The following is a 13,217-nucleotide window of genomic DNA, read 5'->3' as shown; positions in this document are numbered from 1 at the left end:
TTTTTTATGTCTGTTTTTAAATTTAGCGAGAATACTTAGTGAATAGTTGAATTGCTTTTTCAGGTACATAGAATTTCCCGTTGCTTTCTACAACAACACTTCCTAATTCATGGTCTTTTCCACCGATACAGATAATGTTTTTATTAACAAACAATTTGGCCTCCGTATTATTGCGTTTTACTACAAGCACCGGGTTTCGTACATCTTTTTTGTCAATCGTTACAGTTGCACCAATTTGTTTAAAGGATGTTTCAGCATCTAAGAATAATTTCTTAGATAATTCTCCTAATTGAAAGCCCATTGCTTTGGCCATTATTTTCGCAATGTCTGTATTTTGGACTAAACCGTATGGCTTTTGAGGACCGTAAGAGTATAAGAATACATCTTCACCCGTATGACCACCAGTTGTAAAACCGATGTTCGCACGGTTGGCCAATAATTTAGTAAGGATTGGACCTACATCAGCTTTCTTATGTGCAGCGTTTAATTTTTCTCTTTCATCCTCAGTTAGGTCGTCTAAACCGTAAAGTGCAGCGACCTCTTTTATATTAGATAAATCATCTTTTAGTTTATTTGTAGCACCCTCAAGTGTCATTTTCGCCTTTTTCAGTGGGGCAATGTAAGCTGATACTGGTGTGGTATCATATCCTTTTGTGGTATTGCTGTTGCCAATGGAAATACCGCTATTACCATGATCCGCTAATACAATGACCATAGTGTTACCGTCTTTCTTCGCAAATTCTAATGCTTCTGTAACTGCATCATCAAATGCCAATACATCGCTAATCATCCCGATTGGGTCATTTGCATGTGCTGCCCAATCTGCCTTACTACCTTCTACAAATAAGAAGAAACCATCTTTATCTTTTGATAATGTTTGAATTGCTTTTCTCGTCATCTGGGAAAGAGTTGGCTGCTTAGGATTAGTTATTCTACGATCCATATCGAACGCAAGGGCAGTATTAGAGAAAGAACCCCAGATTTTATTTGATTTGGAGTTTAATAACGCATCTTTTGTTTCGACAAAGTCATACCCTTTGTCTTGAATCACTTTTACTAAATCTTCGTTGTCTTTACGAATTCCGTTGCTTGTCGTAGGCTGAAGTGCTGCTTTTCCACCACCTAATACAACTTCTATATTTTGATAAACTTGCTGTTCACCAAGTATTTCAAAATTTTTACGGTTAACGTGGTGGGCAGAGAAACTAGCCGGAGTAGCATGTTGAATTTCTGATGTAGCAATGATTCCTGTCGCGCGGCCGGAACGTTTTGCGCCTTCTAAGACGTTGGCAACTGGACGAAACTTGCATTCTTCTTTCACTGGTTCTAAGCCAGGTGAATTCACAACAGAAGGTAATACGCCCACGTAGCCTGAATTTGATTTATTTCCTGTCGCTAAAGCTGTGGCTGCTGGTGCAGAGTCCGTAATAGCCGATTCTGCTGAGTATGTACGAACACCTCCGGATACAATTTGATCTAGCGCAAGAGGTGAACCTTTGTACCACCGGGCTAATGTTGTAGCAGAAGAACTTGTCCCATCTATAACCATGAAAATCACATTTTTAGGTTGCTTTCCTGCTTTTTTTACCTCAGCTTTTACCTCATTATCGTTCATTATGATTCCTGTTGCTAATGTAAATAGTGCTACCGTTCCCGCTAATGTTAGTCCCATTATTTTTTTTCGAAGAGTAGTCATTGTGGTTCCTCCATAGGTCGTTTTCGATATCCCAATCTAACGTTCGTATGTAAACAAGATTTATTATTAGTAGTACCCCATTGCAACGAAACTAACAATAACGATTGAGTCAAAATGTTGGGCACAAAAAGTTAAATTCAAGCTATTTCTTCAGCAAAATATTCTCTTCATATAAAACCTCTTTGCACCCTTAGTTACACGGTCTTTCCTATAAAAAGAATCTTCTTTTTATTTTATGGGAAACATTTAAAAAAGGATGGTGGGGACATGACAATTGATCGAGTTTGTACAATTGGGCCAGCGAGTAATAATGAAGAAACGTTAGCGCAGTTAATAAACAATGGTATGAAAATTGTTCGGTTAAATTTATCACATGGTACGCATGAAAGTCATAAAGACATCATTCGTTTAGTAAAATCGTTAGACGATTCTATTAAAATTCTAGGGGATGTACAAGGTCCTAAAATAAGATTGGGTGAAATGAAAGAGGAACAAATTACACTTGAAGCAGGGGAGTTATTTACTTTACATACCAATCCAGTTCAAGGGAATAAAGAAGAAGCAAGTGTTGATTATGTAGGGATCGCGAATGACGTGAAAGTTGGAAGTAGAATTCTTATTAATGATGGAGAAGTTGAGTTAATCGTTGAAAAGATAAGTTCGGAAAAAATAGAAACGAGAATAAAAACAGGTGGCAATATTTCCTCTCATAAAGGGGTGAACTTACCAGGTACAATTGTTAGTTTGCCAGCTATTACGGAGAAAGATAAAAAAGATATTCAATTTCTTCTAGAAGAGGAAGTTGATTTTATTGCGTGTTCTTTCGTTCGAAAACCTAGTCATATAAAGGAAATACGAAGTTTTATACATGAACATAAAGAAACATCTCCTAAATTAATTGCAAAAATAGAAACGATGGAAGCAATCGAGAATTTTCAAGACATATGCAAAGAAGCGGATGGCATTATGATCGCAAGGGGAGATTTAGGTGTGGAATTGCCGTATCAATTTATTCCGCTTTTGCAAAAAATGATGATTCGTGAGTGCAATCGAACGAATACATATGTCATTACAGCGACACAAATGCTTCAATCTATGGTAGATCATTCTATTCCTACAAGAGCTGAGGTGACAGATGTATTTCAAGCTGTATTGGACGGAACGAATGCTGTTATGCTTTCTGCTGAAAGTGCGTCAGGAGATCATCCAATCGAAAGTGTGAAAACATTACGTCTCGTTTCTGAATTCGCTGAGCATGTAAAAAAAGACGGTCCTTTTGCGATGAAAGATGTATTGGAATTGCTGCATAAGTCTCTTTAGTGTATATAGAAGGATTTATCTCTCAACCTAAAAACGTACGGAAAGGAATCAGGATAGGAGGTGCTATTTTAGTATTTACTTACAGATTGAAAGGTGGTATTCCAGCTGCCTATATGAAAGAATCATTATGGAACATGGAGGTCTTTCGGAAATCTAAAGAAGGATTTTAAATTAATTAATCCAATTATCTCATTTAAAATATGTTCATTCCTATTCATAAATGATATCCTTATAGTTGAATACTTTTGCTGAATCAGCAAGAATTTGTTGTTCTTTCTGTATGAATTCAACTTTTTTATGGAAAGATATGTTAGTAAGTGTGCAATTTGAACGTTTTATTTTTTAGAGTATGATAGGAGGAGAATGAATATGGAAGCAATTGAAGTAGGCGAAATTTTTAGTCTTACCGATGAGAATAATGAAGAACAGGAAGTTGAAGTACTTGGAGCGATGGATGTCGAAGGTGCAGAATACATTGCAGTTGCCTTTGTAGAAGACATTCAAACAGAAACTGAGGAAGACATTGATATCTTCTTTTTAAAAGTAGAAGAAGATAATGAATTCTCATACATAGAGAATGACGAGGAATTTGAAAAAGTATCTGCGGCGTTCGAGAAGATTATGGACGAGCAAGAACAAGAATAATAATAAAAAGAGTTAGAAAAAAGAGGGAGATGCATATCTGCCCTCTTTTTTTGTATATGGTTGAAAATTACATTTATAGAAATCAATAATTATATTATGTAAACTGAATGACTCTTTATTTATGCACTAGAAAAACCACCCAAATGAGGGTGGCGCTTATTATATATAGTTATTAAATGTGTTATTTTCCAAGGAAGAGAGGGGAATCTTCACTTCAGTACCTTCCTTCATATTACGCAATACAACTGTTTCTGTAGATAGTTCCTCTTCACCAATTATTAGCACATACGGGATATTTTCTTTATTTGCATAATTAAGGGCACGTTTCAATTTACGTCCTGCTAGTTCGAGTTCAACTTTTAAGGAAGTAGTGTTACGTAATTGCTTTGCAATTTGTAAGCATTGTAATTCTGTCCCAAGTGGGATGATAAATAGATCCGCTTTAGATGATGTTGTTTCTTTCTGTGATAGAGCTGTATAAATAACATCTAAACCGAATGAAATCCCTACAGTTGGATAGTTCATATTATCACCACGGAATGCGCCGATAATATTATCGTAACGACCACCGCTACCGATACTGGATGTAATCGTGCCGTCTTGTAGAAAGATTTCATACACAGTGCCTGTATACATTGTGAGTCCTCTTGCTAAAAACGGATTGAATAGCGTGTTTTCATTTATTCCGAGAGCGAGTAAGTATTGCTGTAATTGTTGCAATTCGTTTACTCCATCGGTAACAAGTGTATTATTGAAAGTGTCTTTAAAGTCGGCTATAGGGAGCTTTAGGCAAGATAAAACAGTATTACATATTGTATCGGCCATTTCTACAGTAATCCCGCGCTCCAATACATCTTTTCGTACACCATCAATCCCAATCTTTTCGATTTTATCCAATGATAAAATTACGTCACTCGTTAATTCGGTAGGGATGTTAATAGACTGGAGAATACCATTTAATAATTTTCGATTATTATATTGAATTGTTACTTCTAAGTTTAACGTTCGGAATAGGTCAAACGCCATGCTCATGAGTTCAGCTTCTGCCATGACAGACTCTACACCAACTATATCAACATCACATTGAATGAATTCACGAAATCTCCCTTGTTTAATCGGACCGTCTCGAAATACTTTTCCAATTTCATATCGTTTAAAAGGAAGGCGGATACTTGGATTCATCGCGACAACTTTGGCGAATGGAATTGTTAAATCGTAACGTAAGGCAAGCTCGCGTTTTCCTTGATCCTTAAGTGTATATATTTCTTTTAAAATTTCATCACCACCACCGTATTTGTAAGACATAAGTTCATACATATTTAATGTTGGTGTCTCTAACGGTTTACAGCCATATCGTTCAAATGTATCTTCACACGCTCTTTTAATTTTGTTTCGCAATACTTGTTCCTCTGGTAAATAGTCTTTTGTTCCTTTTACATTTTTCATTTCCACCATAATCACTCCTCTTTTAAATTAAAAAAAGCTATGCAGGTATAGAAATACCCACATAGCTTTATGAACGCTTCGTGGGTCAACAGGAAAAGCCCTGTACCCACGAAGAAAAATTTTTCTTCGGATACACGGCGTTACGTATGATGATGAAGTTGGAAAGAAGTATTAAAAGTTCGCATTGCAAATCTCTCCTTAACATAAGTTTTTCCAAATTATATCAGATGAATTTGGAAATATCAATATTTTCAGTTTTGAAGAATACGTGAAGTTATGTAGGAGAAATTGAAAAGAGTGTATAATAAAAGAAAACTTAATAATATGAAATAACTTTTTAAGGAGAACACTATGAAAAAAGATAAAACAAATGCGATGCGAATATTAGATAAAGAAAAAATTGAATATTCGATGATGTCATATGATCCGGACGATGGGAAAATTGATGGCGTATCAGTTGCTGGGAAAATTGGTAGAGAAGTGAGAGAGGTATATAAAACACTTGTCGCTCAAGGGAATAGTAAGGATTATCATGTGTTCATTATCCCAGTAGATGAGGAACTAAATTTAAAAGCAGCCGCAAAGGCGGTCGGTGAAAAGAAGATAGAAATGATTCCTGTTAAAGATATTACGAAAGTTTCAGGGTATATTCGCGGCGGTTGTTCACCAGTAGGAATGAAGAAGTTATTTTCTACATGTATTGATGCGAGTGCTCAATCGCTTGAAACGATCATTGTAAGTGGCGGGAAAATTGGAGTACAAATTGAGCTTAAAGTTGATGACTTGGCGAAAGTGACGAGAGCGCAGTTTGGTGAAATAACGAAATAAGTATACATAGGAAAAGAAGTTCTAATTTTATTAAATTTAGATAAAGATTTATAGGATAATTAGTCCATTATGAGGGCGGATTATCCTTTTTTATTTACATAATGAATGAAATAAAAAGAGATTGAATTTTTAGTTTAATCAGTATAATATGGATGTGTAATTTTAATCATTTGTTTGGCTTTAGGAGGAGTACAATGCCTCGTTTCAAGGACTTTAAATAAACAAGCAGAGTTACTTTTAAAGATAGACAAAGGACGGGAAAGTGTTTTAATGAGGATTCAAGAAATACCCATAAGAAAGCACATATTGGGGGATGCCAGTATTTTGGAAAACCCCCACGCTAAGAGCATGCAAGATTTTATACAGTTTTTTGGCTAATCCAGTAACAATCAAGAACCCTAAAACCGTGCCAGGATAGGAATGTATAAAAAAATGTATAGATTCATAGAACTAAAAAGGAAGGTTCCCTTGTGAGAGCAGGGTTCTTCTTTTTCCTTGCTACCAATAATGAGACGTTATGTTAACCGAGTATGAGTATGTATACAATATTCAACCGAAAACAAACAACATATCACCTCTCTCAAATGGTAAAATAGGGGAAAAGGATATTCTAAATAATACTTTTAGAAACCACTATTTATCACATAGGAGTTACCGAAAAAAAGAGATGAAAAAGAAAAAAAGTAAAGGGGGGGCATAAGTGAAATATATTAATGGATTGTACATATCACTTATATTGATGATGTTCATTAATTTACTTAATATTACAATGTTTGATAATAAATACTCAGGGATAACAATGTATATCTCTTCCGTTATATTCACAATTGGAAGCGCATTTTTCATAAATGCAAAACGGCTTAAAATTAGTGAGAAAAAATAAAACCTCTTGCAACTCAAAATCACTTAAGTCCTCCAGTTAAACAATCTGAAGGACTTTTAATAGTTTTCTAAATACATTGAGTTCCGATAATAGGACGTTATGTTAATTAGGGATGTATGGAATGTACATGCCACTTTTTATATCTACAACATGATATACTGGTAAAAAAGGGAAAGAAGTGATTGGATTGAAGATTAAAACATATATGTTAAACGCCTTCACTAAAAATACAAAAGGTGGGAATCCAGCTGGGGTTGTTTTAGACACAAAGGATCTTACAACAAAAGATATGCAAGCTATTGCAAACAAACTAAATTTCTCCGAAACTGCCTTTGTACTTCCTTCTGTAAATTCAGATTACGAAATTAAATATTTTACACCAAATGAAGAAGTTGCTATATGTGGACATGCTACAATTGCTACTTTTTCCTTATTAGCCCAAATGAAAGAAATAAATTCAAAAGTGTATACAATAAAGACTAAAGCGGGGATGCTTAACGTAAAAATTGACGAAAATAAAATGATATCTTTACAACAAAATCTCCCTGATTTCCTTACAACACTTCCTTGTAAAGAAATTACTGAATCTTTAAATCTAGATGAAGAACAACTAATACCTGATATGCCTATTCAAATCGTATCTACAGGTTTACACGATATTATTATACCTGTCAGAAAACTTTCAGACCTGTTAAAGATTATTCCTGATATGAAGAGGATTGCTGAAATAAGTAAGAAATATAATGTAATTGGTTATCATGTATTTACACTGGAAACACTATATAATTCTACAGCTCATTGCAGAAACTTTGCACCTTTGTTTAATGTTCCAGAAGAAAGTGCCACTGGTACATCAAATGCAGCACTAGCATGTTATTTAATAAAACAAAATAAAAATTTAAAAAAACATAATATCTTCACTTTTGAGCAAGGATATGTAATGGATCAGCCTTCAGAGATTATTGTAAATGTATCAACTGATTTTAATAATATTACAGATGTTCACGTAGGAGGCGTTACTTCTAATTTTCAAGAAAAATATATTATTATTTAAGAAAAATAACTTCCACTTTCGAAAATTATGTAAATAAGCTGTTCACTGGATTCTCATAGAAAACTGTGGTGAGATGAAATTTTTGATTTTGAAGCACTTCAAAATCTTAGCTAGATGGCTATGTATCGGTACCCCACAAATCAAAGGCAGGAACATATCAAATATGTTCCTGCCTTTGATTTTATTAAGTTTAATATCTATGACCTAAATATAATAAAATTTGGAGCTTCTTTTATTTTAGAGAGATGTTTCCTAACAGTTGATTTTGTTAACGAAAGTCGACTTTAAATCTATATTTTGTGTGAAATAAAGTACATATAATAAAAGTATGAGGTGATACAGTGAGAGAAATTCATATTCATAAAATCATTGCGGATAAGAGAAAAGAAAAAGGAATTACACAGGAAGAGTTAGCGGCGTATATCGGTATTACGAAAGCATCTGTTTCCAAATGGGAGACTGGGCAGAGTTATCCGGATATTACATTTTTGCCACTGTTAGCATCGTACTTTAACATAAGTATAGATGAATTAATCTGTTATACACTGCAAATGGAACAGGAAGATAATAAAAATTTATATCATAGACTAGCGGAAGCTTTTAGTGAAGAACCGTTTGATGAAGTAATGATGGAGTGCAGGGAAGTGACAAAAAAATATTATTCTTGTTTTCCATTATTAATTCAAATGGGGCTACTTTTTATTAATCACCACATGTTAACAGAGGATATGGATAGAAGAATTGAAATTTTAGAAGAGGCAATGTATCTCTTTAGCCGAGTGCAGGGAGAAAGTGTAGATGTTTCTCTTGTGAAAGAGGCGGTATCGTTTAAAGCAACTTGCTATCTTATACTCAATAGACCAAATGAGGTGCTTCAATTACTTGGCGAAACCATACGTCCTAACTTTCCAGAGGAAGATCTAATTGCGCAGGCGTATCAAATGTTTGGAAATGCTGAAAAGGCGAATGAAATGATGCAAATTAGTATGTATCAACATTTAATACAACTCGTTGCGACAATACCGAATTATGTAGTAGTAAATGCCTCAAACGCTGAAAAGGTAGAGTAATTGTCTGTAAAAGATCGGTTGTTGTAGGTTAATCTAGTTTAGTATATGGGTTGTGAGTTTTTTAGCGTCGTTATCCATTTAGGAATGATAAATACTAACTATTTAGGTTGTAAAAACGAACATTTTTATTATTTTTATTAAAAATGTTCACTTTTAGATTGCGTATACACTAAAAGTTTGTTATATTACCAATATAATAATTTTAAATAACATCACTCGTATATACTCGGTAATATGGTCCGAGCGTTTCTACCTAGTTCCCAATGAAAGAACTGGACTACGGGTTAAAGTATTCGGTCGCTTTCTGTATTGAGCCGCTACCGTTCTATAATTTAGCATTGGCCTCATCTTTTGCTTAATTAACTTTGACTACCGTAGTTCTAGAAAGTAGAGATTTTTCTACAATTTCTAGAGCTTTTTTCTTTGGACCAAAACATCGAGTATAGAAAACAACAAGAGAAAGAGGAGAGATTATTTATGAAGAAAAATCTGTTGAAAAAATATGGTGCCCTAGCAACTACTATCGCATTATCATTCTCAATACTTGCAGGATGTAATGCTAGTCCAAAACAAGCAGCAGAGGCAAAAAGCACTCAAAACCCTATCTTAATTCAAGGTCCAATGCCAATAGAAGCTGAAAAATTTGCAAAAAGGTTAAAAAATGTGAAAGAAGAAAAATCTGGGAGTTTCGTATTTTATAAAGGAACTGTAGACAATTATCCTGTAATCGTTGCGAAAACAGGTAAAGGAATGGAAAATACAGCAGCCGCTACAGCAGTGGCTATTGAAAAATATAAGCCTATAGCGATTATTAACCAAGGAACATCAGGTGGACATGATCCTAATTTAAATGTATTTGATATTGTGTTAGGAAAACAAGTCGCGAATATAGGTTCACTAAAAACAACAAATATGAATGAGAACCAAGGAATTGAACCGGAAAAATGGATATCTATGGACCTGATGGCTTCTGAAGGGAGTGCAGGAGAAGATCCAAATGCTGAGAAAATCCGATACTACGAGGGAGATAAGGATTTACTTGCAGCAGCTAATGCAGTAAAAGATAAATATACAAAAGGTAAAGTGGTCGAAGGTACTATAGGTTCAGCAGACGTTTGGAATAATGAAGTTGATAGAATTAAATGGTTCCATACAAAATACGGTACATCTGTAGAAGAAATGGAAGGTGCAGCAGCAGCGCAAATCGCAAAAGCTTATGACGTACCATTTTTAGGGATTCGAGTATTATCTAACAATAAAACAAACGGCGGAAAATACAATCCAAATACAGCGGCGGCAAATCAAGAATATGTATATGAAGTAGTTAAAAAGTATATAGATTCGATACCAAATAAATAGTAGTAGTTCTGTCTCAATATAAAAATGTTATCATTACTTCACAATGTGTTGTGAACTCAGAATTACCAAAGTTTCTTTAATTAAAATAGATTGGTGCCTTACATGGTATCCAATCTATTTTTGTACTTATTCTACAGAGGAAGAAGGGTTTTACACAAAAAATAAAGACAGTCATAGAAAAAAGAAAAGTCGAACGATTTATCAAATATGCATAATTGCATAAAAAAATTGAAATTTATAAGTTAACATTAAACTACTTTTTAATTGTAAAGAATATTTTAATAATCTTTACTAGAGAAGGATATTCCTTGTGAAAAGTAGATAAACAAAAAGTGTGGAAATAATACAGACTCAATAGAGTTTTGTATTAAATAAAAAGAAAAGGATGGGTATGGCTTTCTAAAAGTTTTTGGGGGCTAGAAAGCATTTTTTAGTTAATAGCTTCAAATTATATTTTAAAGGGGAAATGGGTATATGAAGTTTAGAAATACAAGGCTTGCTATGGTTACACTATCTTCATTTTTTATTTTAGGTACTGCATCTCTATCATTCACAGATATCATACACGGTGAAGTAGCTTCTGCATCACCACAAGAGATTATTGTAAAAAGCTATGACGATACATATTATAATAATGCAATAGGAAAAATGGGTTTAGAATTAAAGAAGGAACTTCATAATATTATTGATGATCATACAAAGTTATCATACAGTGCGGTTTGGGAAGCACTAAGAGATACTGATGAAGATCCAAATAATAAAAACAATGTGCTACTCTTATATACTGGGCGTTCGCAAGGGAAACTTACGAATGGTTCAGGAGTTGATAATTGGAACCGAGAGCATGTTTGGGCAAAATCTCACGGTGATTTTGGAACGACTGCAGGAGCTGGAACAGATTTGCATCATTTAAGAGCGACGGATGTATCTGTAAATAGCTCACGTGGAAATCTGGATTTTGATAATGGTGGTGTGAATCATTCAGAAGCGACAGAATGTAAGTACGATAGTGATTCTTGGGAACCTCGTGATAGTGTAAAAGGAGATATCGCTAGAATGCTATTTTACATGGCTGTTCGTTATGAAGGAGACAACGGCGAAATAGACTTAGAATTAAATGAAAAGGTGAATAACAATAAAGATCCATACATGGGTAAACTATCCGTTTTACTAAAATGGAATGAACAAGACCCGGTAGATGATTTAGAGCGAAAGCGTAATGAAGTGATTTTTACAAAATATCAACATAATCGCAATCCTTTTATTGATCATCCAGAATGGGTAAATAAAATTTGGAATTAAAATATTTAAAGGTATTTTGCTTTGAGAGAAGGGATTGATCACTATGATCAATCCCTGTTTATATCTATACTAGAATAAGTGATTTTTATAGGATTGGAGAATAGGATAGATATTTTATCAAGTTAAGTATAATAAGAGTCTTTTAATACGGTCCCCATTCAATATTCACACCAACAATAAGAAAAATAAGTCCGATGATAAACCAAATGAATGCAAGTGGAGCCATGAAGCGAATCCATTTTCCATAAGAAATGAAGCTCGCTGCGAGAACGCCCATTAAAACACCAGAAGTTGGATTGAGGCAGTTCACTACACCTTCTCCAAGCATAACAGCCTGTACTGTAACTTGGCGTGTAATATGCATGAAATCGGCTAATGGAGCTAATATCGGAATGAAAATAACAGATTCTCCTGTCCCGGATGAAATGAGGAAATGTAATGCGGCACTACTTACATACATGCCGAGAACGCCAAATACAGGGCTATGTCCTTCGAGAGACTGTGCGAGTTGATTAACGATTGTATCAAGTAATTTGCCTTGTTCTAAAATGACTGAAATACAACGAGCCATTCCGACGATCAAAGCACCGTATATGAGATTTTGGCAGCCTGCTAGAAAAGTAGAAGCGATATCGTTTGCTTTCATACCACCTATTACTCCCGCTGTAATTGCTATGAATATAAAAGTAGCGGTCATTTCTGCGTCCGTCCAATGTAGACGAAAAGCGCCTATTAAAAATGCAATTAATGATAAAGCCGAAACGAGTAAAATTAATTTATGACGTATTGTCCAAGGAACTTCTGTTTTCTCTGTTTCTTTCTCACTTGAAAGAGCATTACTTGGAAACCAGTTATCTCCGAGTATGCTTCCTTTATTCGATTTTTTTAAGCGTTTTACATACCAATTAATATACAAAATGGTAGCAATTAAAAAAGAGATATAAATTGCCGTACGTAAACCAATTCCTGAAAACATCGGGAGTTCTGCGATTTTTTGTGAAATGCCTAAAGGTGAGGGAGATAAAATAGTAGCATTAAAACCAGCATAAGTGCCTAAATAAATAATTGCTACGCCGACGATAGCGTCCCATTTTAATGTGCGCGCAACGATGATGCCGATGGGGATAAAGCCAATAACTGAGTTAACGATAATGCCAGTCGTGCCGAGAATAGAAAAGAGTGCGGCGACAATGCAAATGAAAAGTAATTGCTGATTACGAAATTTGTTAATCACATGATAGATTAAACCGTCAAGAGCACCTGTTTTTTCAAGAATCGCAATAGCTCCACCTGTAAATAAAATTAAGAAGATGATAGGAGCAGCAAGTGTCATTCCTTTTTCAATAGCGGTAAAAAAAGAAACAAACCCTACCGGCGATTGTGGAACAGAATGATAACTTCCTGGTATTGTCGTTGTAACAGTACCGTTTGTAACTCTTTTAAATTCTCCAGCAGGAACGAAATATGTAGCAATGGCACAAAGTAAGGCGATAAAAAATAGTAGTACGTACGCGTCAGGCATTTTAAACTTTCGTTTACTCGGCTGTTTTTTTACCTCGGTCTGTAATTGCATAAAACCCCTCCTTTTTCACCTGGTTAATTTTAAATATTCTG

General features: G+C 34.7%; 10 protein-coding genes, 1 pseudogene and 1 riboswitch. Of the genes and pseudogenes, 8 read left to right on the top strand and 3 right to left on the bottom strand.

Annotated elements, in window-relative coordinates:
* Positions 1 to 22 precede the first annotated feature (22 nt).
* Positions 23 to 1,696 carry an alkaline phosphatase gene (locus QCI77_RS16760; RefSeq protein WP_113770842.1) on the bottom strand — a complete coding sequence of 558 codons (1,674 nt, stop codon included), beginning with the start codon at positions 1,694 to 1,696 and terminating at the stop codon, positions 23 to 25.
* A 267-nt stretch (positions 1,697 to 1,963) separates the two neighbouring features.
* Between QCI77_RS16760 and QCI77_RS16755 the strand changes: the two genes are divergently transcribed.
* Together QCI77_RS16755 and QCI77_RS16750 are read left to right on the top strand one after the other, a co-directional pair.
* Positions 1,964 to 3,016, top strand: coding sequence for a pyruvate kinase (locus QCI77_RS16755; protein ID WP_113770841.1), 1,053 nt, complete (start codon positions 1,964 to 1,966; stop codon positions 3,014 to 3,016).
* 363 nt (positions 3,017 to 3,379) lie between these two features.
* Positions 3,380 to 3,661 carry a DUF1292 domain-containing protein gene (locus QCI77_RS16750; RefSeq protein WP_002013967.1) on the top strand — a complete coding sequence of 94 codons (282 nt, stop codon included), beginning with the start codon at positions 3,380 to 3,382 and terminating at the stop codon, positions 3,659 to 3,661.
* A 159-nt stretch (positions 3,662 to 3,820) separates the two neighbouring features.
* Here the strand turns inward: QCI77_RS16750 and QCI77_RS16745 are convergent, their stop codons facing one another.
* Complete coding sequence (locus QCI77_RS16745) at positions 3,821 to 5,116, bottom strand: histidine--tRNA ligase (RefSeq protein WP_113770840.1); 1,296 nt, start codon at positions 5,114 to 5,116, stop codon at positions 3,821 to 3,823.
* Positions 5,117 to 5,458: 342 nt separating this feature from the next.
* Here QCI77_RS16745 and ybaK point away from each other — a divergent pair, with 342 nt between their 5' ends.
* The 6 genes and pseudogenes from ybaK (at position 5,459) to QCI77_RS16715 (ending at position 11,603) form a co-directional block, all read left to right on the top strand.
* Positions 5,459 to 5,935: a Cys-tRNA(Pro) deacylase gene (ybaK, locus tag QCI77_RS16740; RefSeq protein WP_002142510.1), complete on the top strand. Its 477-nt coding sequence runs from the start codon at positions 5,459 to 5,461 to the stop codon at positions 5,933 to 5,935.
* A gap of 700 nt (positions 5,936 to 6,635) precedes the next feature.
* Entirely contained in the window at positions 6,636 to 6,818 is a 183-nt protein-coding gene (locus tag QCI77_RS16735) for a hypothetical protein (protein WP_000875167.1), read from the top strand.
* 187 nt (positions 6,819 to 7,005) lie between these two features.
* The gene (locus QCI77_RS16730) at positions 7,006 to 7,872 is read left to right on the top strand and encodes a PhzF family phenazine biosynthesis protein (protein WP_113770844.1); all 867 of its coding nucleotides are present in this window, start codon (positions 7,006 to 7,008) and stop codon (positions 7,870 to 7,872) included.
* Positions 7,873 to 8,213: 341 nt separating this feature from the next.
* Positions 8,214 to 8,939: pseudogene (locus QCI77_RS16725) on the top strand (helix-turn-helix domain-containing protein); the annotation flags it as partial.
* A gap of 199 nt (positions 8,940 to 9,138) precedes the next feature.
* Positions 9,139 to 9,242, top strand: a riboswitch (purine riboswitch).
* A 177-nt stretch (positions 9,243 to 9,419) separates the two neighbouring features.
* Entirely contained in the window at positions 9,420 to 10,301 is an 882-nt protein-coding gene (locus QCI77_RS16720) for a 5'-methylthioadenosine/S-adenosylhomocysteine nucleosidase (protein ID WP_002190177.1), read from the top strand.
* A 474-nt stretch (positions 10,302 to 10,775) separates the two neighbouring features.
* Positions 10,776 to 11,603, top strand: coding sequence for an endonuclease I family protein (locus tag QCI77_RS16715; protein ID WP_002033283.1), 828 nt, complete (start codon positions 10,776 to 10,778; stop codon positions 11,601 to 11,603).
* Positions 11,604 to 11,745: 142 nt separating this feature from the next.
* Here QCI77_RS16715 and QCI77_RS16710 read toward each other — a convergent pair whose 3' ends face one another.
* Entirely contained in the window at positions 11,746 to 13,176 is a 1,431-nt protein-coding gene (locus tag QCI77_RS16710; RefSeq protein WP_353825255.1) for a YfcC family protein, read from the bottom strand.
* Positions 13,177 to 13,217 lie beyond the last annotated feature (41 nt).

This window comes from Bacillus cereus group sp. MG9, assembly GCF_040459995.1.
Lineage (GTDB): Bacteria > Bacillota > Bacilli > Bacillales > Bacillaceae_G > Bacillus_A > Bacillus_A mycoides.
This window is presented reverse-complemented; position numbering and strand designations above follow the sequence as displayed.